This window comes from Pseudomonas sp. NUPR-002, from assembly GCF_056322725.1.
In genome coordinates this window covers 4,488,999-4,512,555 of sequence record NZ_CM150476.1, presented here as the reverse complement: position 1 = coordinate 4,512,555, position 23,557 = coordinate 4,488,999, and the positions used below count along the sequence as shown (strand labels likewise).

21 protein-coding genes and 1 pseudogene are annotated in these 23,557 nt (G+C 60.9%); 16 read left to right on the top strand and 6 right to left on the bottom strand.

Annotated elements, in window-relative coordinates:
* Nucleotides 1-3: 3 nt before the first annotated feature.
* The 5 genes from motD to ACVWSC_RS20590 all read left to right on the top strand — a co-directional run bounded on the left by motD (nucleotide 4) and on the right by ACVWSC_RS20590 (nucleotide 3,529).
* Nucleotides 4-891, top strand: coding sequence for a flagellar motor protein MotD (gene motD / locus ACVWSC_RS20610; RefSeq protein ID WP_442108937.1), 888 nt, complete (start codon nucleotides 4-6; stop codon nucleotides 889-891).
* A 45-nt stretch (nucleotides 892-936) separates the two neighbouring features.
* A complete protein-coding gene (locus ACVWSC_RS20605) occupies nucleotides 937-1,725 on the top strand; it encodes a ParA family protein (protein ID WP_442108936.1) in 789 nt (262 codons plus the stop codon).
* Nucleotides 1,725-2,591, top strand: a complete 867-nt coding sequence (locus tag ACVWSC_RS20600; RefSeq protein ID WP_442108935.1) for a CheW domain-containing protein — start codon at nucleotides 1,725-1,727, stop codon at nucleotides 2,589-2,591. Before ACVWSC_RS20605 ends, ACVWSC_RS20600 begins: the two co-directional genes overlap by 1 nt.
* 61 nt (nucleotides 2,592-2,652) lie before the next feature.
* Entirely contained in the window at nucleotides 2,653-3,132 is a 480-nt protein-coding gene (locus tag ACVWSC_RS20595; RefSeq protein WP_442108934.1) for a chemotaxis protein CheW, read from the top strand.
* 1 nt (nucleotide 3,133) lies between these two features.
* Nucleotides 3,134-3,529: a DUF2802 domain-containing protein gene (locus ACVWSC_RS20590; protein ID WP_442108933.1), complete on the top strand. Its 396-nt coding sequence runs from the start codon at nucleotides 3,134-3,136 to the stop codon at nucleotides 3,527-3,529.
* Nucleotides 3,530-3,777: 248 nt separating this feature from the next.
* Here ACVWSC_RS20590 and ACVWSC_RS20585 read toward each other — a convergent pair.
* The 5 genes and pseudogenes from ACVWSC_RS20585 to fliK form a co-directional block, all read right to left on the bottom strand.
* Nucleotides 3,778-6,533: pseudogene (locus ACVWSC_RS20585) on the bottom strand (dermonecrotic toxin domain-containing protein).
* Between the two features lie 226 nt (nucleotides 6,534-6,759).
* Nucleotides 6,760-9,522, bottom strand: a complete 2,763-nt coding sequence (locus tag ACVWSC_RS20580) for a dermonecrotic toxin domain-containing protein (RefSeq protein ID WP_442108932.1) — start codon at nucleotides 9,520-9,522, stop codon at nucleotides 6,760-6,762.
* Nucleotides 9,523-9,690: 168 nt separating this feature from the next.
* Nucleotides 9,691-12,432 carry a dermonecrotic toxin domain-containing protein gene (locus ACVWSC_RS20575; RefSeq protein WP_442108931.1) on the bottom strand — a complete coding sequence of 914 codons (2,742 nt, stop codon included), beginning with the start codon at nucleotides 12,430-12,432 and terminating at the stop codon, nucleotides 9,691-9,693.
* Nucleotides 12,433-12,507: 75 nt separating this feature from the next.
* Nucleotides 12,508-12,843: an EscU/YscU/HrcU family type III secretion system export apparatus switch protein gene (locus ACVWSC_RS20570; protein ID WP_442108930.1), complete on the bottom strand. Its 336-nt coding sequence runs from the start codon at nucleotides 12,841-12,843 to the stop codon at nucleotides 12,508-12,510.
* A 93-nt stretch (nucleotides 12,844-12,936) separates the two neighbouring features.
* Nucleotides 12,937-14,505 carry a flagellar hook-length control protein FliK gene (gene fliK, locus ACVWSC_RS20565; protein WP_442108929.1) on the bottom strand — a complete coding sequence of 523 codons (1,569 nt, stop codon included), beginning with the start codon at nucleotides 14,503-14,505 and terminating at the stop codon, nucleotides 12,937-12,939.
* A gap of 163 nt (nucleotides 14,506-14,668) precedes the next feature.
* Between fliK and ccmA the strand changes: the two genes are divergently transcribed.
* The 11 genes from ccmA (at nucleotide 14,669) to ACVWSC_RS20510 (ending at nucleotide 22,540) form a co-directional block, all read left to right on the top strand.
* Nucleotides 14,669-15,301, top strand: a complete 633-nt coding sequence (gene ccmA, locus ACVWSC_RS20560) for a cytochrome c biogenesis heme-transporting ATPase CcmA (protein WP_442108928.1) — start codon at nucleotides 14,669-14,671, stop codon at nucleotides 15,299-15,301.
* Nucleotides 15,298-15,966, top strand: a complete 669-nt coding sequence (gene ccmB, locus ACVWSC_RS20555; RefSeq protein WP_038616869.1) for a heme exporter protein CcmB — start codon at nucleotides 15,298-15,300, stop codon at nucleotides 15,964-15,966. Before ccmA ends, ccmB begins: the two co-directional genes overlap by 4 nt.
* A 43-nt stretch (nucleotides 15,967-16,009) precedes the next feature.
* Entirely contained in the window at nucleotides 16,010-16,786 is a 777-nt protein-coding gene (locus ACVWSC_RS20550; RefSeq protein ID WP_442108927.1) for a heme ABC transporter permease, read from the top strand.
* Complete coding sequence (gene ccmD, locus ACVWSC_RS20545) at nucleotides 16,783-16,959, top strand: heme exporter protein CcmD (RefSeq protein ID WP_442108926.1); 177 nt, start codon at nucleotides 16,783-16,785, stop codon at nucleotides 16,957-16,959. Before ACVWSC_RS20550 ends, ccmD begins: the two co-directional genes overlap by 4 nt.
* Nucleotides 16,956-17,411, top strand: a complete 456-nt coding sequence (ccmE, locus tag ACVWSC_RS20540) for a cytochrome c maturation protein CcmE (protein ID WP_442108925.1) — start codon at nucleotides 16,956-16,958, stop codon at nucleotides 17,409-17,411. The genes ccmD and ccmE overlap by 4 nt, the downstream gene beginning before the upstream one ends.
* 11 nt (nucleotides 17,412-17,422) lie before the next feature.
* Nucleotides 17,423-19,396, top strand: coding sequence for a heme lyase CcmF/NrfE family subunit (locus ACVWSC_RS20535; RefSeq protein ID WP_442114344.1), 1,974 nt, complete (start codon nucleotides 17,423-17,425; stop codon nucleotides 19,394-19,396).
* Complete coding sequence (locus tag ACVWSC_RS20530; protein ID WP_442108924.1) at nucleotides 19,393-19,929, top strand: DsbE family thiol:disulfide interchange protein; 537 nt, start codon at nucleotides 19,393-19,395, stop codon at nucleotides 19,927-19,929. The genes ACVWSC_RS20535 and ACVWSC_RS20530 overlap by 4 nt, the downstream gene beginning before the upstream one ends.
* A complete protein-coding gene (locus tag ACVWSC_RS20525) occupies nucleotides 19,926-20,402 on the top strand; it encodes a cytochrome c-type biogenesis protein (RefSeq protein WP_442108923.1) in 477 nt (158 codons plus the stop codon). Before ACVWSC_RS20530 ends, ACVWSC_RS20525 begins: the two co-directional genes overlap by 4 nt.
* Nucleotides 20,395-21,615 carry a c-type cytochrome biogenesis protein CcmI gene (gene ccmI, locus ACVWSC_RS20520; RefSeq protein ID WP_442108922.1) on the top strand — a complete coding sequence of 407 codons (1,221 nt, stop codon included), beginning with the start codon at nucleotides 20,395-20,397 and terminating at the stop codon, nucleotides 21,613-21,615. The genes ACVWSC_RS20525 and ccmI overlap by 8 nt, the downstream gene beginning before the upstream one ends.
* Before the next feature lie 10 nt (nucleotides 21,616-21,625).
* On the top strand, nucleotides 21,626-22,042 hold the full coding sequence (locus ACVWSC_RS20515; protein ID WP_442108921.1) for a hypothetical protein: 417 nt from the start codon (nucleotides 21,626-21,628) through the stop codon (nucleotides 22,040-22,042).
* Between the two features lie 75 nt (nucleotides 22,043-22,117).
* Complete coding sequence (locus ACVWSC_RS20510) at nucleotides 22,118-22,540, top strand: GFA family protein (RefSeq protein ID WP_442108920.1); 423 nt, start codon at nucleotides 22,118-22,120, stop codon at nucleotides 22,538-22,540.
* Here ACVWSC_RS20510 and ACVWSC_RS20505 read toward each other — a convergent pair.
* Nucleotides 22,526-23,419, bottom strand: a complete 894-nt coding sequence (locus ACVWSC_RS20505) for a LysR substrate-binding domain-containing protein (protein WP_442108919.1) — start codon at nucleotides 23,417-23,419, stop codon at nucleotides 22,526-22,528. The two genes, ACVWSC_RS20510 and ACVWSC_RS20505, sit on opposite strands and share 15 nt — an antisense overlap.
* Nucleotides 23,420-23,557: the final 138 nt, after the last annotated feature.

Here is a 23,557-nt window from a genome sequence, read left to right as displayed (position 1 = left end):
TACATGGCCCGCCGTCGACAACCCGAGGAACACGAAAACCACGAACGCTGGCTGGTGTCCTACGCCGACTTCATCACCTTGCTGTTCGCCTTTTTCGTGGTCATGTACTCGATTTCCTCGATCAATGAGGGCAAGTACAAGATCCTCTCCCAGGCCCTGATCGGGGTGTTCAACGACCCTGAGAAAAGCATGCGGCCGATCCCCATCGGTGAAGAACGGCCACTGACCGTCAAACCGGCCGAGCCGCTGATCAAAGACAGCGATCAGGTCGATGCGGGGCTGGCGCAAACCAGCAGTGACCCGCTGAAAACCATCACCGATGATGTGCGCGATGCCTTTGGCGACCTGATCAAATCTGACCAGATGACGGTGCGTGGCAACGAGCTGTGGGTTGAAATCGAGCTCAACTCCGCGCTGCTGTTTGGCAGTGGTGATGCGATGCCCAGCGATGTGGCGTTCAACATCATCGAAAAGGTCGCCAACATTCTCAAGCCCTTCGCCAACCCGGTACACGTCGAAGGCTTTACCGATGACTTGCCGATCCGCACGGCGCAGTACCCGACCAACTGGGAGCTGTCTTCGGCGCGTGCCGCCAGCATCGTCCGCCTGCTGGCCATGCAAGGGGTCAACCCGGCGCGCATGGCCTCGGTTGGCTACGGCGAGTTCCAGCCGATTGCCAGCAACGCCAGCGCAGAGGGCCGCGCACGCAACCGGCGGGTGGTGCTGGTGATTTCCCGTAACCTGGAAGTGCGCCGCAGCCTGACCGGTACCGGCAGTGCCAATGCCACGCCGGATGCGGCAATGCAGCGGGCTGGCACACAAACTGCACCGCCAGCGGTATCACCGACGGTGGGGGGCAATCGCGTCAATCCTCCGTCACCGACCCTATAACCGTTCCCGGTGGGGCAGGTTGTCATACCGGGAGGAAGCAACGTAATGAGAGTCTGGGCAGTAGCCAATCAAAAAGGTGGCGTCGGTAAGACCACCACATCCATCGCCCTGGCCGGTTTGCTGGCCGAAGCGGGCAAGCGCGTGGTTGTGGTTGACCTTGACCCGCACGGCTCGATGACCAGCTACTTCGGGCACAATCCGGACACCCTGGAACACAGCAGCTACGACCTGTTTCTGCACAAAGGCGCGGTGCCGGAAGGCCTGCCCGGTCAGCTGCTGCTGCCCACCAGTGATGAAAACATCTCGCTGTTGCCTTCGAGCACGGCGTTGGCGGTGCTTGAACGCCAGTCACCCGGGCAAAGCGGGCTGGGCCTGGTGATCGCCAAGTCTCTGGCGCAGCTGTGGCAGGATTTCGACTACGCCATCATCGACAGCCCGCCCTTGCTCGGTGTGCTGATGGTCAACGCCCTGGCGGCCAGCCAGCAGTTGGTGATTCCGGTGCAAACCGAATACCTGGCGGTCAAGGGCCTGGAGCGCATGGTCAGTACCCTGGCGATGGTCAACCGCTCGCGCAAGCAGGCGCTGCCTTACCACATCGTGCCGACCCTGTTCGACCGCCGCACCCAGGCCTCCATGGGCACCTTGCGGGTGCTGCGCGATGCTTACCCAGAGAACATCTGGCAAGGCTATATCCCGGTTGATACGCGCTTGCGCGATGCCAGCCGGGCGGGCCTGACGCCGTCGCAGTTCGATGGCAAGAGCCGCGGTGTAGTCGCCTACCGGGCGCTGCTCAAGCACCTGCTGTCGCACAACCTTGCCCAGCAGGTGGCCTGATGAACCGTCCGCACACGCTTGCCTCCGGCCCGCAACTGGCGCTGCAGTCGTACCTCGATGGCTTGCTGCACGAGGCCACAGAAGACGTCGAGCTGGCTGAGCCGACGGTCGAGATCGATGACTTTCAGGCTGCCGTGCTCGAGGAGCAGGCCCGTGATGCCCAGGTCGCCCAGACGCAACGGCCGGTCGTGGTGGCGCTAGCGCCATTGCCGTTCGCCGAGCCTGCGCCTGTGGTGTTGCCCGCGATCCTGCCGGTGCGCCTGCCTGAGCCCGAACCTGAACCTGAACCTGCCACCATTGAGGTGCTGGCCGAGTCGCCAGAACCGATTGAGCCTCTGGTACAGGTACACCTGCCGCCAGCCGCCAATCAGCCGCCGCAAACCGTTGACGGGCGCCCGGCCTGGGCGGCCGAGCCGTTTGAATGTTTGCTGTTCGACGTCGCCGGTCTGACCCTCGCGGTGCCACTGGTATGCCTGGGTTCGATCTATTCACTGGCCGGTCATGAGCTGACACCGCTGTTCGGCCAGCCCGACTGGTTTCTGGGCATCCTGCCGAGCCAGAGCGGCAACCTGAAAGTGCTGGATACCGCGCGTTGGGTCATGCCCGACCGCTACCGCGACGATTTCCGTCAGGGCCTGCAGTACGTGATTTCGGTGCAGGGTTATGAATGGGGGCTGGCGGTGCATCAGGTCAGCCGATCGCTGCGCCTGGACCCCAACGAGATCAAATGGCGAAGCCAGCGTGGCCAGCGACCCTGGCTGGCTGGCACGGTCATCGAACACATGTGCGCGTTGCTCGACGTTGCCGAGCTGGCCGAGTTGATCGCCAGCGGCGCCGTCAAGCAACTGCACGTCAGCCAAAAATAATCGGTCGCAACTGCGATCGCACAGAGCACGCCGCCGAAGGCGGTTTTTGAGGGATAGGGGAATGAAAAAGTCGTCTGCGCAAGGTTCCGAAGATCCGATCCTGCAGTGGGTAACCTTCAAACTGGACAATGAGTCCTACGGCATCAATGTCATGCAGGTGCAGGAAGTGCTGCGCTATACCGAGATCGCCCCGGTCCCGGGTGCGCCAAGCTACGTGCTGGGCATTATCAACCTGCGTGGCAACGTGGTCACCGTGATCGACACCCGTCAGCGTTTTGGCCTGATGTCCAGCGAGATCACTGACAACAGCCGTATCGTCATCATCGAGGCCGACAAGCAAGTGGTCGGTATCCTGGTCGATAGCGTGGCCGAAGTGGTGTACCTGCGTCAGTCGGAAATCGAAACCGCGTCGAATGTTGGCAACGAAGAGTCGGCCAAGTTCATCCAGGGCGTGTGCAACAAGAACAACGAACTGCTGATTCTGGTCGAGCTGGACAAGATGATGACCGAAGAAGAATGGTCTGAGCTGGAGAACATCTGAGTTGATCTTCGAGGTTGCAGTCATATTTCTGGCGCTGCTCTGGGCGCTGAGCCTGTGGTTCTTCCTGAACTACAGCAAGCGTCAGCGCGAGCTGGCTGCCCAGCAAGCCCAGGCTGATGCGGTGCGTGACCAGCGTATCAAAGACCTGGGCAAACGCCTGGATGACTACCAGAACGGCACTGTGCGCATGGGTGAAGCACTGCATGAACTGCGTGCCACGGTCGCGCCGTTGCCAGACAAGCTTCTGCAACTGGAGCAGCGTGACCCCAACAGCCTGTCGTTCGCCCAGGCGGCACGCCTGGTGGGAATGGGTGCCAGCGTCGATGAATTGACCCAGACCTGCGGCCTGACCCAGGCCGAGGCGGAGTTGATGAGCAAGGTGCACCGCTCGGAGTGAACCAAGAAGGCGACCCGGAGGTCGCCTTTTTTGGCTTCTTCACGGATTTCCGGGGCAGGATTGGCGTTGGCTTTGCAGGCTGCGAGCTTATCCAATTGGCCCGAATACCTCCCTCAGCTACCTGAAGTCGAGGTAGGAGCGGGCGTGCCCCGCGATCTCGCGCGATACAGCACATCGCGGGGCAAGCCCGCTCCCACCGCCCTCAAAGCCAACCCTTGCCCGACAACCTGTGTAGAACCTATTTTTGTTCAGTGCGTAGCCCAGGATTGTGTGCCGCCGATGCGGGCGATCCGGCCAAGGGGGGTCAGCTCGCGTCCAACCTCTATCCAGCGTTCGATGTCGGCGTGTAAACGGCCATTGATGACGGGTAGGCTGAACAGCTTTTCAAGTCTGCGCATCTGGCTCAGGTGCGGTAGCGTTTTGTCGATCACGTCGTTGAGCATCGCTGGCCCCGTCAGTTTGCTCAGTCTGCGTGTGTAGTCAAAGAAGGCTGCAGGATCTTTCACGCGATCGGGTCTGGCCTGGTAGAAATCAGGGTCGGCCAGGTAGCGTTGATGCATTTCCTCGGACATCGCCTCCAGTGTCGGGTTGCCAGGGTGGCTGCCGATCAGGCTGGTATTGAATTGAAGCTGCATATCGAGCATTTGATTGCTGACCGGCGAATGTAGCAGCAGGCCGTTGTCGCTGGTGGCCAGCCCGACAGCGTCGAGTGTTTCAGCCACGCCCGCTCCCACCCCCGCAGAAAGCTGCTCACCTGCCTGGAGCAGTTCGTCATCAACATCCATGTACAGGCCACCTTCAGCGTTGAGCATTGGATAGCGCAGAATGTCGGAGGCCGAACTGTAGTTGGTGGCAACGCCACCATTACCATCGAGTGCGTCCTGATACTGCTTGAAGTATTTGCTGTCTTTGAAGGTATTGAAAAAAGGCTGCTGCTCCAGTGTTTCCACCTTCAAAAGAGGGGCTTTCTCGGCCAATTGCCGAAGGTTCTGTTCATAGATTTGCGGGTGGGCATTGGAGAGAAACAAGCGGTACTGATACTGACTGTCGGCCAAACGGCTGGCGTTTTGAGAGAGGTTGTCCAGCAGCTCCGGCGGGATCGGCTTGTCGCCGATCCACAACGATGAAATGTGCCGGGGAATCGGACGAACATCGGCCGGTGGTATGGGGATCTGTACGGGCAACTGCAGGTCAACGCCAAGCTTGCGCAGCGTGGCCATGCGCATCTCGTTGGTCACCTGACGTGTACCGGGCTGCACATGGCGCAACACGACTTCTCCCGGGCTGGCTTCATAGGTCTTGGGGCTAACGCTGTTCACATCGCTTGTCTCGATGAACAGGTCGTGTTCGATGTCATAGGCGAGGTCAAGTTCTACCAGATAACCCTTACTTGAAAAATTACCTGTGATGCCATGTGTATGGTTTTTCCAATCGACTGAGAGCTCGACCGGAAACAGCTGCGCCTCAGGACGTGCCTCTGCAGAGGCGCCTGCAGCGTCGAAGTACGGCGCAACATCCAGTTCCTGCAGGTGCGGTGGAGTAATGGGGGTTAGCGGATAGCCCCAGCGTTCGTTGACCCGGCTTGGGCTGACGAATCTGCTGGATTTGAAACTGAATAGCTTGGTCCCGCGCGACGCTGCATGGCCGATGCCCGGCGCAGCATTGAGCAGCCCCCAAGCCAGGTTGGCGATACCTTCCTGCTTGTTCTTCAAGGTTTTGCCATTGATAGCCTGGTCCAGGCCAACGCCGATCTGTGCAATCCCGCCCAGCGCCAGCAGCGGTGCCAGCCCGGGTATGACAAGTGTCAGCGGGGCGATGATATTCAGGGTGGTGTTCAGGTAGCCGGCCCACCTGGCTTCGGTGAGCTCAGCGTCGCTGGTGATGAGGAAATCAGCGTCATCATAGCAACGTTGACGCTGGCGCTTTGCCAACGCGAGGAACAGGTCGCCAGTGATTCTGCGGTTGTATTTGTCTGGCCGATAGTTCACGTAAGTGCGCGGTGGCCAGACACCGTCATTATTGAAGAAGCCATGCTCCGGGGGCAGCCTGTGGCTTTTGGGGTACTCACCGAGGGCTTCCAGGGCGGTATCCAGGCCGCTGAAATCCGGACCCTGGGGGCCGTCGGCCAAGCGAAAGTGCTGTTTTGCGCGTTGCGTGTGGCGGCCTCCTTGCACTGCTTGCCGACCCAGTCCTTGAGCAGGTCTTCACTGGCGAATTCCAGCAGTGGTGAGCTGTTGCCCGGTGCATAGAGCAAGGTAAGGCCGCTGCTTTTGTCGTTGATGTACAGCAAGTCGGCGGCCGCATAACCATAGATGTTCAAGGTGCTCATACGTAGACCCGCACTGCGGGGAATCATCTGGGCGGCTCGCCAGGCCAGTTCACGCGCAGCGTCGCTCAGGCTGCCTTCGGCGGCCTGCTTGTTGCACGCAGCGATGAAGTTGAGTTTGCAGCACAGGCGGTAGCTGGACAGGTGGTTGCGCCAGTAAGTGTCGAGCGACGCCTTGTACAGGGTGTGGAAGTCCAGCGCCTCAATATGCGCTTGCAGTGCTTCGGCGCGGATGGCGAGCAGCGTCGAATGATCGTAAAGGGCCGGTTCAGTGCGTTTGAACAGGCCGTTGAACACCTGATAGCGCACGCTGTTATCGTAAACCGGCGGTGTCGGCACTGTGTCGACGATAGTGATCGGCCCGTCATTGGGCAGCGTACCCGCCCAAGGCCGTTTGAAAATCCCGCCGAACACGTCGCTGCTGGATTCGCCTTGCCAATTGCTCACAACCGCTTGCGTCAGGCTTTGGCGCTGCACCACAAGGGCCTGATAGTGTGCTGGAACCTGCGGATGGAGATGCAAGGTGACGACCTCGATCTGATCGGGGTCGAGGTTCACGCCTTGTGATGAAAGCCAGCTTTTAATCACGCGCTCGGCTTCGCGATCAGGCTGCGGAAGGTTGGCGAGGTGGTCGCGTACGTACTGCACGCCGGCAGTATTGAGGTGGGGAATGTGCATGTCGGGCTCCGTTGTCTGTGAGTGTCACAGATTCGGCTGACCAGTGAGCTGTAAGGCGGTAGATAAAGCTTGAGGTGAGCGGGCTGGGTCAAGTAGCCCTCTTACGGAAGGCTACAGTGGGGATGACAAGGCCTGGCGTCGCTTTCAGTTATCTATGTCCAGGCATAGTGCTTCGAGCGCGAGGCGACCATAAAGCCCATGCGTGTTGCTGGTCGGCCTTCCTCGCTCAGTGCGTGGTCCAGGATTGCGCGCCACCGATGCGCGCGATCCGATTCAGCGGCATCAGTTCCTGTTGAGCCAAGATCCAGCGGTCGAGGTCGACGAACGTACGGCCATTGATCAGCGGCAGTTTGAACAGTCGTTCAAGTTGGCGCATCTGGCTCAGCTGCGGTAGCGTCTGATCGATTGCGTCATTGAGCATCCCGGGGCCCGTCAGTTTGCTCAGGCGCCGCGTGTAGTCGTGGAAGGCCGCCGGGTCTTGTTCGCGGTCTGGTCTGGATTGATAGAACTCAGGGTCTTGCTGGTAGCGCTCATGGATTTTCTCGCTAATGGCATCCAGGGTCGGGTTGCCCGGGTGGCTGCCAATCAAGCTGGTATTGAATTCGTGCTCCATGTCGAGTAACTGGTTGCTCACTGGGGGGTGGAACAGCAGCCCTTCGTTGGTGGTGGCCAGTTCGACAGTGTCGAGTGCTTGCGCAGTGCATGGGCCGAAGCCTACGCAACCTGGGTATTGCTCCCCTGCTTGAAGCAGCTCGTCATCGACGTCCATGTACAGGCCACCTTCGGCGCTCAGCAAGGGATAACGCAAAACGTCCGAGGCCGAGCTGTAGTTGGTGGCGACGCCGCCATTGCCGTCGAGTGCATCCTGATACTGCGCATAGAACTTACTGTCTTTGAATGTGCTGAAAAAAGGCTGCTGCTCCAGCGTTTCTACCTTCAGGTTGGGGGCTTTTTCGGCCAATTGCCGAAGGTTTTGCTCATAGATGTGCGGGTGGGCATTGGACAGGAATAAGCGGTACTGGTACTGCGTATCGGTCAGCCGGTTCGTGTTCCTGGCGAGGTTCTCCAGCAGTTCTGGCGGGATCGGTTTGTCGCCGATCCATAACGATGAAATACGCTTGGGAATCGGACGAACATCGGCCGGCAGGTTGGGGACCTGCACAGGTAACTGCAGGTCAACGCCAAGCCTGCGCAGCGTAGCCATGCGCATTTCGTCGGTCACCGGGCGCGTGCCGGGCTGTACGCGACGCATCAATATATCGCCCTGACGGGCTTCATAGGTCTTGGGTTCCAGGCTGTTGAGATCGCTTGTTTCGACAAACAGGTCAAGCTCGATGTCGTAGATCAGGTCGAGCTCTACCAGGTAACCCCCTTTGGCAAATTTCCCTGTTATGGACTGCGACTTTTTCTCCCAATCCACCGTGCGTTCGACCGGAAAGTGCTCTGTTTCCGGGAGCTCCACTGCGGGTGCCGCTGCAGCGTCGAAGTACGGCGCGACATCCAGCTCCGGCAGGCGCGGAGGATTGATCGGGCTCAGTGGGTAGCCCCACTGTTCATTGACCCGGCTGGGGCTTACAAAGCGGGCAGATTTGAACGTGAACAGCTTTGCACCCCGCGACACGGCGTGTGCGGCGGCGGGCGCAGCATTGAGCAGTCCCCAGACCAGGTTACCGACGCCTTCCTCCTTGGCTTTGAGCGTTTTGCCATTGATCGCCTGGTCCAGGCCAAGGCCCATCTGAGCAATCCCGCCCAACGCCAGCAACGGTGCCAGCCCAGGCACGACGAAGGTCAGGGGGGCGACAATATTCAAGGTGGTGTTCAGGTAACCGACCCACCTGGACTTGGTCACCTCAGCGTTGCTGGTGATGAGGAAGTCAGCATCGTCGTAGCACCGTTGACGCTGACGCTGTGCCAATGCCAGGAACAGGTCACCGGTGATTTTCGGGTTGTATTTGCCGGGTCGGTAGTTCACATAGGTGCGCGGTGGCCAACGGCCGTCATCATTGAAGAAGCCATGTTCCGGGGGCAGCCTGTGGCTTTTGGGGTATTCACCCAAGCCCTCCAGGGCGGTATCCAGGCCGCTGAATTCGATGCCTTGGGGGCCGTCGGCCAAGCGAAAGTGTTGTTTCAGCGCCTTGCGTTTGGCGGCATCCTTGCACTGCTCAGCGATCCAGTCTTTGAGCAGGTTTTCACTGGCGAACTCCAGCAGTGGCGAGCTGTTGCCCGGTGCGTAGAGCAGCGTAAGGTCGCTGCTGGCGTCGTTGATGTACAGCAGGTCGGTGGCCGCATAACCATAGATGCTCAAGGTGCTCAGGCGTAGCCCTTTGCCCCGGGGAATCAGTCCAGCTGCTCGCCAGGCCAGTTTGCGCGCGGCGTCGCCGAGGCTGCCTTCGGCGGCCTGCTTGTTGCAGGCGGCGATGAAGTTGAGTTTGCAGCACTGGCGGTAGCTCGTCAGCTGCTCGCTCCAGTAGGTGTCGAGCGACGCCTTGTAAAGCGTGTGGAAGTCCAGCGACTCAATGTGGCTTTGCAATGCTTCGGCACGGATGTTGATCAGCGTCGAATGGTCGTAAAGGGCGGGCTCAGTGCGCTTGAACAAGCCGTTGAATACGAGATAGCGCGTGCTGTTATCGTAAAAGGGTGGTGTGGGCAGTTGGTCGACAATGGTAATCGGGCCGTTGTCGGGAAGCGTACCCGCCCAAGGGCGTTTGAAAAGCCCGCCGAACACGTCGCTGCTGGACTCGCCTTGCCAGTTTGTTATCACCGCTTGTGTCAGGCTCAGGCGCTGTACGACCTGTGCCTGGTAACCTGTTGGCGCCTGCGGATGGAGGTGCAGCGTAACGACATCGATCTGATCAGGGTCTTGGTTCACGCCTTGTGATACCAGCCAGTCGGCAATGACTTGCTTGGCTTTGCGATCAGGCCGAGGCAGTGTGGCGAGATGGTTACGTACGTACTGCACGCCGGCTGTATTGAGGTGAGGAATGTGCATGTTGGGCTCCGTCGTCTATGGAAGTCATAGAATTGACTGGCCGCCACGCTGTCAGGCGGTAGATAACGCTTGAGTGCTGACTTCTATCCGGTAGCCCTCTTACCGAGGGCTACCGTGTGAATCGCGCGGTCCAGCGCCGCTGGGGCATCAGGCGCTGCTCATCTGGTTTCAGGCCCAGGCATTGTTTTGGCCAATTTTGATGAGTTGGTTGAATGGCAGAAATTGCTGCTGTGCGGTTTCCATCGCGAAGCGATCATAAAGCCCATAGCTGTTGATGGTCGGCAGTTTGTTCAGGTTGATCAGGTGCCGCAGCGTGTGCAGATCGGGCAGGGCTTTATCGGTGACATCGGTGAGCAATGTCGGGCCGGTCATGCGGCTCAAATTGTTGGCGTACTTGGCAAAACCTTCAGGGTCGATCCGTTCGTCCGGCTTGCTGTCGTAGAACGTGGGATCGGCCTGAAAGCGGGTGTGCATCTCGGCACTGATCGCCTTGAGCGTCGGATTATTGGGGTGGCTGGCAATAATGCTGTTGTTGTAGGCGCAGTTGATGTTCATCTTCTCGTTGGCAATCGGTGGATAGAGCAGCAAACCATCGGGTGTGGTCGACAAGTTGAGTTTTTCCAGCGAGCTGGCAGGCGTTCCGAAACCAATGCCTTCGACGCTGTAGGGGTATTCGCCCTCGGTGAGGATTTTGTCGTCGATGTCCATGTAGATGCCACCTTCATGGTCTAGCAGAGGGTAACGCAGTACATCGGCCGCCGAGGCGAAGTTCGGGGCCGCGCCGCCAAGCGCAGCCTGGTATTGTGGGTAGTTGGCAGTCTCTTTGAAGCGGATATAGAACGGGTGCTCCTCCAAGGGAAATGCCAGTAAGCCCGGTACCTTCGCGGACAGTCGCCCCAAGTTTTGAATGTAGATCTCCCGCGAGGCGTTGGACAGGAACAGCTGGATCCAGTAACCGCTTCCTGATAGCCGCTTCATATTGTTTGCCAGGTTCGTCAGCAGACTGTTGCTGATGAGTTTGTCTCCGACCCAGATGCAACTGATGATTTTCGGGATGGGTATCAACGGTTCGAACGGCGGCCTGCTTGGCAGCTTGATCGGCAATGTGATGTCCACCCCCAATGCGCGCAGACTGGACATACGCATTTGATCCTCCACAAGCCGGCCTTCAGGGACTGGGGCGAGGTTCTTGCTTTCGGTGCTGGCGATGTAACGGGGAGCATCGACGGCGTTCAGGTCGCTTTTTTTGATAAAGGCATCTGCTTCGATGTCATAGACCAGTTCGGTAGGTTGATCGGCGATGTAGCCTTTCAAGGTATCGGGCAGGTTGGAAAAGCTGGGTGTGCGTTCGACCGCCGCGCTGACCGCCTGATCGGCGCCAGCCAACGGTTGCACGGGAGCTGGCAGGTGGAAGTACTCCAGCGCTGCTTCGGCAGGTAAGTGCGGAGGGTCGACAGGGCTCAACGGGTAACCCCAGCGGCCGTTGACCTCGCGAGGCATGACAAAACCGTCGTACTTGAAGCGAAACAGTGCCGGCGCCTTGCTCACCCCGGCATGAACCAGCGGCAGGGCGTTGAGCAAGCCAAAGGTGATTTCGCTGACGCCTTGGGCCTTGTCGTCCTGGTTGTGGCCGTTGATCGCCGCATCCAGCCCCAGGCCGAATTGCGCGATACCGCCCAGCGCAAACAATGGGGCAAGCTCCGGAAGGACGATAGCCAGCGGCCCGAGCAGGTTCAGGGCGCAATTCAGATAGCCCCGCCAGCGTGACTTGATGACCTGCGCATTGGTGGTGATCAAGGTGTCGGCGTCCTGGTAGCTGCGCAAGCGCTGGCGCTCTGTCAGCGCCTGGAACAGATCGCCGTTAATGGCCGGGTTGTACGTGTCGGGGCGATAGTTGACGTAGTCACGAGGTGCCCAGGTGCCATCATTGGTGAAACCAGGATGATCGGGGGGCAGGTGGTACACCGCCGGGTACACGCCCAAGCCCGCAAGTGCCGTGTGCAGGCCACTGAAGTCCAGGCCGTCGGGCATATCGGCGAGGGCGAAATGCGATCCCAGAGCTTCGCGGGTGTCCTTGGTCTGACACAGTTTGGCGATCCACAGTTTCATCGCCCGTTCGTTGGCGAAGGTGTGCAGTGCCGAGCTATTGCCAGGAATGTAAAGCACAGCGCGTGGCGACTGTTTGTCGTACAGGTAGATCAGGTCGGTGGCGCTGTAGCCATAGATGTTCAGTGCACGCATACGAAAAGTCGGCGACCGCGGCATTAGCCCAGCCGCTTGCCAGGCCAGTTGGCGACCGTTGTCATCCAGACTGCCTTCGCTTACTTGCTTATTGCAGGTCGCGATGAAAGCCATTTTGGCCAAGGTGGTATGACTGGTCTTGGCATGGGTCCAGTAGTGATCGAGTTGCGTCTTGTAGGTTGTGTGAAAATCCAGTGACCAGATGAACGCCTGCAGGTCTTGCGCAGGTAGATTCAGTAAGGTCTGTGGGCCATACACTTGTGGCTCGGTCCGCCGGAATACGCCGTTGAATACGCTGTGGTTGGTGCCAGGCTGATTCCAGGACAGCGGTCGCAAGCTATCGACCACCTGAATCGTGCCCGGCAGATGCCCTGCCCACGGCTCGCCTATCAGGTTGCCGACGAGATTGTTGTTGGATTCACCTTGCCAGTTGGACATCACCGCTTCGGTCAGCGTGGTTTTGCCGGTGATGATGCCGCGCCAGCTCAAGTCTTCGGCGAGTTGGTAATGGAAGGTGACGACATCGGTCTTGTCGGGGTCGAGTTTTACCCCTTGGTCACTGGCCCATTTGCGAATGGCTTCGCTGGCCGCGCGGTCTGGGCGAGGAAAGAAACTGAGGTGTTGACGGGCGAACTGAATGCCAGCCTCGTTGACGGTAGGGGTGGGCATGATCATGACCTTCGGTGATGTGTCGGAAGGCCAAGTTGACACCTGGGGTGCCAGTGTCCTGCGTTAACTATGTACTCATTCTGCGCTTGGCAAATAGCGTGGCGCTGGGGTGATGTCACGTTGCTCATTGGTAGCGTCGACAAAGCCTGCCGGTACCTTGCCGCGAAGTTGCCAGGCGAAGGCGATGATTTCGGCGATGGTCAGGTACAGCGCTTCGGGGATCTGGTCGCCCAGTTCCATGCGTGCCAGCAGGCGCACCAATTCGGCGTTTTCGTAGATCGGTACTTCGTGTTCGCGGGCGATGGCCAGAATTGCCTCAGCCAGCGCATCGTCGCCCTTGGCGGTCAGGGTGGGCGCTTGCTGGCCGTCGTAGCTCAGGGCAATGGCCTGGCGTGGGTTTTTCTCGGTCATGCCGTTAGCGTCCTGTAGGCGCGGGCTTGCCCCGCGATAGCGTTGAACCTGTTACAGCGATTCGCGGGGCAAGCCCGCTCCTACCGTCGGTCTTCATGCGGTTTCATCCACCCAGCGCTGTTCCAGGCGCGTTCGCGGCCCCTGCGGTGGTGTGCCCTGGTGGCAATACAGTTCGGTGACGTTCAGGCCACGCGCCTGCAAACGGGTGCGTAAGGCACCGAGCTGGCTGTCGATCAAGTGTGCGGTTGCGGGCAGTTCTGCCCATAGCTGGCTGCTCAACGCGCCCTGGCTGATCTGCGCCTGAACCTGCAGTGGCCCGAGCGGGTGCAGGTCGAACGACAGTTCGATACGCCAGAGCATTTCCAGTGGGTCGCGCCGTTCACGCTCCGGGTCGGCTTGTTGCTCCGGGGTTTCCTCACGTTGCAATTTGACCTGCAGCGGCATGAAGTCCTGGCCATTACGCACGGGGATTTCCAGCTGCCAGGTGGTTTGCAGGTTGCCATCGGCGGTGCTGCCGGTTTGCTCCAGGCTTGCCAGCTGATGGCTCTGCAGGCGTGAAATGGCCGCTGCGGCCAGACGCAACAGATGTTCCAGGTCGCCTTCGCCTTCGGCGCTTTGCAACAACCGCGAGGGCAGGGGAAAGCCGCTGGGGTGCGGGCGCGGGCTGACCTGGCCGAGCATGCCCAGGGCGGTGCGGACCATGCCGGGCATCACCTGCACCAGGGTGCTGGCGGTGCTGGCCGGGTTCATCGGTGCGCTGCCGGGCGTTGCCGGTAATAGCTGGGCCACCAGGCGGATCACCTGAGCCTTGAGGTCGGGGGCGAGGTGGGCGGGGAAACCTGCGAGCAGCTTGGCTTCAAGGAACACGCCGCTGTTTTGCACCGCTTGGGCCAGGCCTTTGGGATCGCTGAGCTGGCGTGCATCCGGCAGGCTGGCGAGCAGCTTGTCGACGCTGTTGCGCAGTTCGTCGGGCGCGTTGTTGGCATCGCGCAGTTGTTGCAGGCTGCTGAGCAAGCCTTGCAACGACGCCTGGCGGCTCTGTTGGCTGCTCAACTGCTGGGCGATTGCCAATTGCTCATGGCGTCCGCTCAAGGGCACAAAGGTCAGCGCCTGGTCGCCTTGAACCCGGGCGCTGAGCAGGCTGCCCACCGGCAATGGGCGCGGGCTGTCGATGGTCAACGTGGCACCCGCCTGCGGGCCGCTGAGCAGGCTGACCAATGAGCGGAACTGCGCCAGTTGCCCGACGGTCTGCGGCAGTGCCTGGCTGGTCAGGACCTTGCCCTGCAGCAGGCTGCCCACCGGCATTTGCCGGGTGTCGATCTGCGTCAGGCTGGCGACGTTACGGGCAATCGCCTGCTGCACGGTGATGGTCAGGTTGGCGTTACTGCTCTGGCTGACGGCCAGTTGGCTGCCTTGCGCCAGCGGCTGGTTGCTGCTGGTCTGCACGTTGATCTGCTTGCCGTTTTCCTGGGTCAGCCTGAGCAGCATGAGGAAATCCTGGCCGACCTGGCGCAGGGTCAGCACTTCGGCCTTGGCCACTTCTCCGGGGGCCAGCAGGCCAGGTTGCGGTTGCAGCAGGCGCAACAGTTCGCCGGTCATCGCGGAACGCAATTGGCTGGGCGTCGGCATCTGCGCGCCAAGGTTGTTAATTTCGCCTGTCATCTGCTGGCAACCTGTTGAAATAGCCCTCTTTGCAGTAGGACATCACATGTATAATGCCGCCCGATCTTTCGCGATCAGAGCGGCCGGGCTGAATTTTCACTGCCAGTATAACGGCAGGGCCGGGACCGACTTGAGACAGGTATCCCAAGCATAAGGCGAAACTGTGACCCCTCATCTGGAAGCCGTGGGCCTGGCCTGCGAGCGCGACTGGCGAATGCTCTTCGAAAACCTCGAATTGCACCTGGCGGCAGGCGACATGCTGCAAATCAGCGGCCCCAACGGCAGCGGCAAAACCAGCCTGCTGCGTTTGCTGGCCGGGCTCATGAGCCCGACCGCCGGGGAGATCCGTCTCGACGGCAAACCGCTGGCAGAACAGCGCAGTGAGCTGGCGCGCATCCTGCTGTGGATCGGTCATGCGGCCGGCATCAAAGACCTGCTCAGCCCTGAAGAGAACCTCGCCTGGCTGTGTGCCCTGCATCGGCCCGCCGACCCCAAGGCGATCTGCAAAGCCCTGGAAGCCGTGGGCTTGCGCGGTTTTGAAGACGTGCCTTGTCATACCCTGTCGGCCGGCCAGCAGCGCCGTGTGGCCCTGGCCCGGTTGTACCTCGACAGCCCGCCGTTGTGGATTCTCGATGAACCCTTCACCGCCCTCGACAAGCAGGGTGTGGCCCAGCTCGAAGCCCACCTGGCAGCCCATTGCGAGCAGGGCGGAATGGTCGTGCTGACCACCCACCACACACTTGAACGCAAGCCGTCCGGCTACCGCGAACTGAATTTGGGGCAGTGGGCCGCATGAGTGTCTTTGTCTTGTTGTTGCGTCGTGAAGCGCGCCTGTTGTGCCGCCGTCCGGCCGAGTTGGCCAACCCGCTGGTGTTCTTCGCCATTGTCATTGCCTTGTTCCCGCTGGCGGTCGGTCCCGAGACTCAATTGTTGCAAACCTTGTCTCCGGGACTGGTCTGGGTAGCTGCCCTTTTATCGGTTTTACTCTCGCTGGACGGGCTTTTCCGCAGTGATTTCGAGGATGGATCGCTGGAGCAGTGGGTCCTTTCGTCGCACCCCCTGCCTCTTCTGGTGCTGGCAAAAGTACTGGCACACTGGGCCTTTTCCGGCCTGGCACTGGTATTGTTGGCACCGTTGCTGGCACTGATGCTAGGTTTGCCATCGGCCTGCCTGCCGGTGCTGCTGGCATCGTTGTTGCTGGGCACCCCGGTACTGAGCCTGTTGGGCGCGGTGGGGGCGGCCCTGACAGTCGGTCTGAAACGTGGCGGCCTGCTGTTGGCGCTACTGATTTTGCCGTTATATATCCCGGTATTGATCCTTGGCAGTGGCGCCTTGCAGGCGGCATTGCAAGCTATGCCGGCGACCGGTTATCTGCTCTGGCTTGGCAGCCTGACCGCCTTGGCAGTAACTCTGGCACCCTTTGCAATAGCGGCTGGCCTGAAGATCAGCGTCGGCGAATAATGAGGTCTGGGCCCTGCCCAGCAAAGACCCTGGATGTACCGTGATGAAAAGCAGCGCAATCAGCTGGACGTGGTTTCATAAACTGGGTTCGCCCAAGTGGTTCTATGCCATCAGCGGCCGCATGCTGCCGTGGCTTACGGTGGCCGCGATCCTGTTGATCGGCATCGGCGTGATCTGGGGCCTGGCCTTTGCGCCACAGGACTATCAACAAGGCAACAGCTTTCGCATCATCTACATTCACGTACCGGCCGCCATGCTGGCGCAGTCCTGCTACGTGATGCTGGCCGTGGCCGGGGTGGTCGGGCTGGTGTGGAAAATGAAAATTGCCGACGTCGCCTTGCAGAGCGCAGCGCCAATTGGCGCCTGGATGACCGCCGTGGCGCTGGTCACCGGGGCGATCTGGGGCAAGCCGACCTGGGGTAGCTGGTGGGTCTGGGATGCGCGCCTGACGTCGATGCTGATCCTGCTGTTCCTGTACTTTGGCCTGATCGCCCTGGGCCATGCCATCAGCAATCGCGAGAGCGCGGCCAAGGCCTGTGCGGTGCTGGCGATTGTCGGCGTGATCAATATCCCGATCATCAAGTACTCGGTGGAGTGGTGGAACACCCTGCACCAGGGCGCCACCTTCACCCTCACGGAAAAACCGGCGATGCCCGCCGAGATGTGGCTGCCGTTGCTGCTGACCGTGCTGGGCTTCTACTGTTTCTTCGGCGCCGTGCTGTTGCTGCGCATGCGCCTTGAAGTGCTCAAGCGCGAAGCGCGCGCCAGTTGGGTCAGGGAGGAGGTATTGAACAGCCTGGGTCGGGGGGCGGCACGATGAGTTTCGCCTCTTTCAGTGATTTTCTCGCCATGGGCCATCACGGCCTGTACGTCTGGTCGGCCTACGGCATCTGCCTGTTGGCACTGAGCATCAACGTTGCCCTGCCGCTGATGGCCCGGCGCCGTTACCTGCAACAAGAGGCGCGCCGTCTGCGCCGGGAGAGCAAGCCGTGAATCCGCAACGCAAAAAGCGCCTGTTCATCATCCTCGGCCTGCTGGCCGGGGTTGGCATCGCTGTGGGCCTGGCCTTGAGCGCCCTGCAGCAGAACATCAACCTGTTCTACACCCCGACGCAGATCGCCAACGGCGAAGCCCCGCTCGACACCCGGATTCGTGCCGGTGGCATGGTTGAGAAGGGCTCGCTGCAGCGCTCGGGCGACTCGCTCGACGTGCGCTTTGTGGTCACCGACTTCAACAAGTCGGTGCCGATCACCTACCGCGGTATCCTTCCTGACCTGTTCCGTGAAGGCCAAGGCATCGTCGCCCTCGGCAAGCTCAATGCCGACGGCGTGGTGGTGGCCGATGAAGTGCTGGCCAAGCACGACGAGAAGTACATGCCGCCAGAGGTCACCAAAGCCCTCAAGGAAAGTGGCCAGGCTGCCAGCGACGCGGGAGTCAAACCATGAATGCGGCACTGATCATTCCCGAACTTGGCCAACTGGCCATGATTCTGGCCATCTGCTTTGCTGCGGTGCAGGCCACGGTGCCGCTGCTCGGTGCCTGGCGCGGTGACAGCCTGTGGATGGGCCTGGCGCGGCCCGCTGCCTGGGGGCAGTTCGCCTTTCTGGCGTTTGCCTTTGCCTGCCTGACCCACGCCTTCATGACCGACAACTTCTCGGTCGCTTATGTGGCCAACAACTCCAACAGCGCCTTGCCCTGGTACTTCAAGTTCAGTGCCGTGTGGGGCGCCCATGAAGGCTCCTTGCTGCTGTGGGCGATGATCCTTGGCGGCTGGACCTTCGCCGTGTCGGTGTTCTCCCGGCAGTTGCCGCAGGTGATGCTGGCCCGAGTGCTGGCGGTAATGGGCATGATCAGCGTTGGTTTCCTGTCGTTCCTGATCGTCACCTCCAACCCGTTCACCCGCTTGCTGCCCCAGGTGCCGAGTGACGGCGCCGACCTCAATCCACTGCTGCAGGACATCGGCCTGATCGTCCATCCGCCGATGCTGTACATGGGCTATGTAGGTTTCTCGGTGGCCTTTGCCTTCGCCATTGCCGCCTTGCTGGGTGGCCGCCTGGACGCTGCCTGGGCGCGCTGGTCGCGGCCCTGGACCCTGGTGGCCTGGGCGTTTCTCGGCATCGGCATCACCCTCGGTTCGTGGTGGGCTTATTACGAGCTGGGCTGGGGCGGCTGGTGGTTCTGGGACCCGGTGGAAAACGCCTCGTTCATGCCGTGGCTGGTGGGTACCGCACTGATTCACTCGCTGGCGGTGACGGAAAAACGTGGCGTATTCAAGAGCTGGACAGTACTGCTGGCGATTGCCGCCTTCTCCTTGAGCTTGCTCGGCACCTTCCTGGTTCGTTCCGGGGTGCTGACGTCGGTGCATGCGTTTGCCTCCGATCCTGAGCGCGGCGTGTTCATCCTGATTTTCCTGCTGTTTGTGGTGGGCGGCTCGCTGACCCTGTTCGCCTTGCGCGCGCCGGTGGTCAAGAGTCAGGTCGGCTTTGCCCTGTGGTCGCGGGAAACCCTGCTGCTGGCCAACAACATTGTGCTGGTGGTGGCGGCCTCGATGATCCTGCTCGGCACCCTGTACCCGCTGATTCTTGATGCCCTGACCGGCGCCAAGCTGTCGGTGGGGCCACCGTACTTCGATGCGCTGTTCCTTCCACTGATGGCGTTGCTGATGGTGGTGATGGCCATCGGCGTGCTGGTGCGCTGGAAAGACACCCCGAGCAAATGGCTTGTGAGCATGCTGACCCCGGTGCTGATCGGCGCTGCGGTGCTGGCGCCGGTGGGCGGGCTGCTGGTCGATGACTTCGACTGGCAGGTACTGACCACCTTCGCCCTGGCCGCGTGGATCGTGCTGGCCGGGGCTCGCGACATCCTCGACAAGACCCGCCACAAGGGCCTGTTCAAAGGGCTGCGTGGCCTGAATCGCAGCTACTGGGGCATGCACATCGCCCACCTGGGCCTGGCGGTCTGCGCCCTGGGTGTGGTGCTGTCGAGCAACAACAGTGCCGAACGTGACCTGCGCCTGGCCCCTGGTGAGTCGGTGGAATTGGGTGGTTATCACTTCATCTTCGAAGGTGCCAAGCATTTTGAAGGGCCGAACTTCACCTCCGACAAAGGCACGGTGCGAGTGGTCAAAGATGGCCGCGAAATCAACGTGTTGCATCCGGAAAAACGCCTGTACACCGTGCAGCAGTCGATGATGACGGAAGCCGGCATCGACGCCGGTTTCACCCGCGACCTCTATGTGGCGCTGGGTGAACCACTGGACAACGGTGCCTGGGCGGTACGTGTGCATGTCAAACCCTTCGTGCGCTGGATCTGGCTGGGCGGTTTGCTGACCGGTCTGGGCGGCCTGCTGGCGGCCATGGACGGGCGTTATCGAGTCAAGGTCAAAGCCCGGGTGCGTGAAGTGCTGGGCATGTCGGGAGCAACTGCATGAAGCGTTGGATCATGGTGCTGCCATTGGCGGTGTTTTTGCTGGTGGCGGTGTTTCTCTATCGGGGCCTGTTCCTCGACCCCACCGAGTTGCCGTCGGCAATGATCGGCAAAGCGTTCCCGGCGTTCGCGTTGAAATCGGTACAGGATGGCAAACCGCTGACCCAGGCCGACCTCATTGGCAAGCCTGCGCTGGTCAACGTCTGGGCCACCTGGTGCCCGTCGTGCAAGGTTGAACATCCGTATCTGAACAAGCTGGCGGAGCAGGGCGTGGTGATCCATGGGGTCAACTACAAGGATGACAACGCCGCAGCGGTGAAGTGGCTGGCCGAGTTCCATAACCCGTATCAGCTCAACATTGCCGATGACCAAGGCATGCTGGGCCTGAACCTGGGGGTATACGGCGCGCCGGAAACCTTCCTGGTCGATGCCAAAGGCATCATTCGCTACAAACACGTAGGTGTGGTGGATGCGACGGTCTGGCGCGAACAGCTGGCGCCGCTGTATCAAGGCCTGGTCGATGAGGCCAAACAATGAAGCGCTGGCTGGCCGCTGCGGTGCTGGGCCTGAGCCTGGCTGGGGTCACCCAGGCCGCGATCGACACTTACCAGTTCGCCGATGACGCCGAGCGCGAGCGCTATCACGACCTGACCAAAGAGCTGCGCTGCCCCAAGTGCCAGAATCAGGACATCGCCGACTCCAACGCACCGATTGCCGCCGACTTGCGTCGGGAAATCTTCCGCATGCTGGGCGAGGGCAAGAGCAATCAGCAGATCATCGACTTCATGGTCGATCGCTACGGTGATTTCGTGCGCTACAAGCCCGAGCTGACAGCCCGTACCTGGCTGCTCTGGTTCGGCCCGGGCGCGTTGCTGGTGGGCGGTTTCGGCCTGCTGGCGCTGATTGTGCGCAAGCGTCGGGCGCAAGCTGCTGCAGGTAATGCCGACCTTTCCCCCGAGGAGCGTGAGCGCCTCGCCAAATTGCTGAACAAAGAACAGAACCATGACTGATTTCTGGCTTGCCGCAGGCCTGCTGTTGTTGGTAGCCCTGAGCTTTTTGCTGATCCCGGTGTTGCGTGGCCGTCGCGCGCAACTGGAAGAAGACCGTACTGCCCTGAACGTTGCGCTGTACCAGGAACGGGTGGCTGAATTGACCGCCCAGCAAGCGGCAGGCGTGCTCGATGAAGCGCAACTGGCGAAGGGCCGTGATGAGGCCGCCCGCGAGCTGTTGGCCGACACCGAAAATGCCGAACCGCAGCGCTTCGGGCGCCTGGGCAAGCCGCTGCCATTGCTGGCCGCGGTATTGGTGCCGGTGATGGGCCTGGGCTTGTACCTGCATTTTGGTGCCAGTGAACAGGTGGAACTGACCCAACAGTTCGCCAAGGCGCCGCAGTCGATGGAAGAGATGACCACACGCCTTGAGCGTGCGGTCGAGGCGCAGCCGGATTCGGCCGAAGGCCTGTACTTCCTCGGGCGTGCCTACATGGCTCAGGAACGCGCGGGCGATGCGGCCAAGGTTTTCGAACGGGCCGCCACCCTGGCAGGGCGCCAGCCTGAGTTGCTCGGGCAGTGGGCCCAGGCGCTGTACTTTGCCAACAACAAGCAATGGACGCCGCAGGTGCAGGCACTCACCGACGAAGCGCTCAAGGCTGACCCTAACGAAGTCACCAGCCTGGGCCTGCTGGGCATTGCCGCGTTCGAGAGCGAGCGTTATCAGCAAGCAATCGACTACTGGAACCGCTTGTTGGCGCAATTGCCGGAAGGCGACGCCTCGCGGGCCGCGTTGCAGGGGGGGATCGAGCGCGCTCAGGAAAAACTGGGCGCCGGTGAAGGCAAGGTCGCGGCAACGCCTGCAGCACCCGTTGCCGCTGCACCCGCCGCAGGCGCACGCCTGAAAGTGCGGGTAGAGCTTGCTGCGGCGCTCAAGGACAAGGTCAAGCCTGACGACACCGTGTTCATCTTTGCCCGCGCCAGTTCCGGCCCGCCCATGCCGCTGGCGGCCAAGCGCGTGACGGTGGCGCAGTTGCCAATCGACGTCGAGCTCAGTGACAGCGATGCAATGATGCCGAACATGAAACTGTCGAGCTTTCCTGAAGTCCAACTGGTTGCGCGCGTCTCACGCGCTGGCCAGCCGACCCAGGGTGAGTGGATCGGTCACAGCAGCCCGCTGGCCAGCAGCACCACGGCGGCGCAGCACCTGACCATCGACAGCCCGGACCAGTAAGAGAGTCACTATGAACAGCATCGCCCGCCTTGCCCTTCTTTCCCTGGCCGTGGGCCTGAGCGCGTGTACTGTTCATCAGCCGTACGAACCGACAACACCGCCGATCGAATCCTTGCCACCGGGGCCGAGCAGCAAGCCGGCCCCACGCCCGAGCACAGTCCCGAGCAAACCGGCGGTGGTGACACCGGCGCCCAAACCCATGCCGCGCACCTCCGCCAGCTTCGCACCGCCTCCCGGCGGTGCCAGCCACTGGGATCCGCGCCTGGGTGTCTATGTGCTCGAAGGCAAGACCAACACCTTCTATCGCCAGCGTACCTACTACCGCTTCAACAACGGCTGGAGCTGGTCGACCAACCTCAACGGCCCGTGGCAGGAAACCGACAGCAGCGGTGTGCCTGGTGGTCTGGGCCGGGCTTTCGCGCAATAGCCTTGTGGGAGCGGGCTTGCCCCGCGATCGTGGTCTAGACTAGTCCCCTTACTTTCCGCCTGAGGAGCCTTGCCCATGTCGCTGGTAAAACACGGTAGTTGCTTGTGCGGCGCTGTCACACTCAGTGTCAGCCTGGAAAACGCCAGCGTCGACGCCTGCCATTGCAGCATGTGTCGAAAGTGGGGCGGTGGGCCGTTGCTATCGGTGGTCTGCGCCGAGCCGGTCACCTTCACGGCCGGCCAGCCGGTGTTCTATGAGTCTTCTGCGTGGGCTGAACGCGGCTTTTGCGGCACGTGCGGCACGCATCTGCTGTATCGCCTGAAAAACGGCAAATTCGACTCGCTTTCGGTCGGTGTACTGGAAGGCGATACCGACTGGGTCTTCGACCTGCAGGTGTACATCGACGAGAAACCGTCGTACTACTGCTTTGCCAATCAGACCAAAACCATGACCCGGGCTGAAGTTGAAGCGCTGTTCAGCGCTTCAACCGAGGGCTAGCAACCAGTCTGCAAACACCTGCGCCGCTGGTGAGCAGGGGGCCTGTTTGTCGTGCACCAGATAGTCGGCTTGCCCGGTGTGCACGACAAATGCCGATACCGGGCGGATCGCACCCTGTTCGATGCGCTCGCGGGCCATGAACTCCCAGCCAAGGCCGACCCCCATGCCTTGCAGTACAGCTTCGAACACCAGGTTGACCTGATTGAACGTCACCGCGTCGGCGGGCGCCTGGTAGCGCAGGCCCTGGTGGCTGAACCAATCCTGCCAGTCCAGACAGTTCCAGGCTGAGGCATCCAGTTGAATCAGTGGCAGGCTTTGCAACGCCTCCAGCGAGGTGACGCTGGGCAAGGTGCGTTTGACGCTGGCAATCGGGTAGATGGTTTCGTCGAACAGCTTGCTGGCCGAGAGTGAGCTCCAACGGCCGTGGCCGTAGAGGATGCCGAAGTCGTAGTTGGCAATGTCGCTTTCGCTGATCTCGTTACTGGCGTGGATGTTGACGGTGAGTTCCGGGTGCTGCTCGTTAAAGCGCAGCAGGCGCGGGAACAGCCAGTACTGGGCAACGGCATGGGTGCAGATGACACTGACGTTGCGGCTGCTGTGGCCGGCCTTCAGGCGCAGCACATTGGCCAGCAGGTTTTCCAGCATCGGTTCGACAATGGCGTTGAAGCCTTCCCCGGCCGAGGTCAGGGCAATGCCCCGGGCCCGGCGTTCGAACAGCACGGCGCCGAGGTGTTGCTCCAGCAGTTTGATCTGTTTACTCACCGCACTCTGGGTCAGGTACAGCTCGCTGGCGGCACGGGTGAAACTGCCCGTGCGAACCACCGCTTCGAAGGCGATCAAGGTATCCAGCGGGGGCAAATGCCGGCTGAAACGACTCATGCGGGTGATCCTCTTTGGGGAATGGCTGCATCATAGAGTCGTTGCTTTCACGCTGAAAGCCATTCCCTGTGGGAATGGCTGCATGCCGAATGATCTTTTGTTCGCCGTGGGGCCAAGCGGTAGCCTGCGCAGGTCTTT

What these genes read in the sequence shown, in the direction of transcription:
- ccmD (WP_442108926.1), top strand. Translation starts at nt 16,783, where the DNA reads ATGAGTTTCGCCTCTTTCAGTGATTTTCTCGCCATGGGCCATCACGGC.
- ACVWSC_RS20570 (WP_442108930.1), bottom strand. Translation starts at nt 12,843, where the DNA reads ATGACCGAGAAAAACCCACGCCAGGCCATTGCCCTGAGCTACGACGGC.
- ACVWSC_RS20550 (WP_442108927.1), top strand. Translation starts at nt 16,010, where the DNA reads ATGAAAAGCAGCGCAATCAGCTGGACGTGGTTTCATAAACTGGGTTCG.
- ACVWSC_RS20530 (WP_442108924.1), top strand. Translation starts at nt 19,393, where the DNA reads ATGAAGCGTTGGATCATGGTGCTGCCATTGGCGGTGTTTTTGCTGGTG.
- ACVWSC_RS20575 (WP_442108931.1), bottom strand. Translation starts at nt 12,432, where the DNA reads ATGCCCACCCCTACCGTCAACGAGGCTGGCATTCAGTTCGCCCGTCAA.
- ccmI (WP_442108922.1), top strand. Translation starts at nt 20,395, where the DNA reads ATGACTGATTTCTGGCTTGCCGCAGGCCTGCTGTTGTTGGTAGCCCTG.
- ACVWSC_RS20505 (WP_442108919.1), bottom strand. Translation starts at nt 23,419, where the DNA reads ATGAGTCGTTTCAGCCGGCATTTGCCCCCGCTGGATACCTTGATCGCC.
- ACVWSC_RS20510 (WP_442108920.1), top strand. Translation starts at nt 22,118, where the DNA reads ATGTCGCTGGTAAAACACGGTAGTTGCTTGTGCGGCGCTGTCACACTC.
- fliK (WP_442108929.1), bottom strand. Translation starts at nt 14,505, where the DNA reads ATGACAGGCGAAATTAACAACCTTGGCGCGCAGATGCCGACGCCCAGC.
- ACVWSC_RS20600 (WP_442108935.1), top strand. Translation starts at nt 1,725, where the DNA reads ATGAACCGTCCGCACACGCTTGCCTCCGGCCCGCAACTGGCGCTGCAG.
- ACVWSC_RS20525 (WP_442108923.1), top strand. Translation starts at nt 19,926, where the DNA reads ATGAAGCGCTGGCTGGCCGCTGCGGTGCTGGGCCTGAGCCTGGCTGGG.
- ACVWSC_RS20595 (WP_442108934.1), top strand. Translation starts at nt 2,653, where the DNA reads ATGAAAAAGTCGTCTGCGCAAGGTTCCGAAGATCCGATCCTGCAGTGG.
- ccmB (WP_038616869.1), top strand. Translation starts at nt 15,298, where the DNA reads ATGAGTGTCTTTGTCTTGTTGTTGCGTCGTGAAGCGCGCCTGTTGTGC.
- ACVWSC_RS20580 (WP_442108932.1), bottom strand. Translation starts at nt 9,522, where the DNA reads ATGCACATTCCTCACCTCAATACAGCCGGCGTGCAGTACGTACGTAAC.
- ACVWSC_RS20515 (WP_442108921.1), top strand. Translation starts at nt 21,626, where the DNA reads ATGAACAGCATCGCCCGCCTTGCCCTTCTTTCCCTGGCCGTGGGCCTG.
- ACVWSC_RS20605 (WP_442108936.1), top strand. Translation starts at nt 937, where the DNA reads ATGAGAGTCTGGGCAGTAGCCAATCAAAAAGGTGGCGTCGGTAAGACC.
- motD (WP_442108937.1), top strand. Translation starts at nt 4, where the DNA reads ATGGCCCGCCGTCGACAACCCGAGGAACACGAAAACCACGAACGCTGG.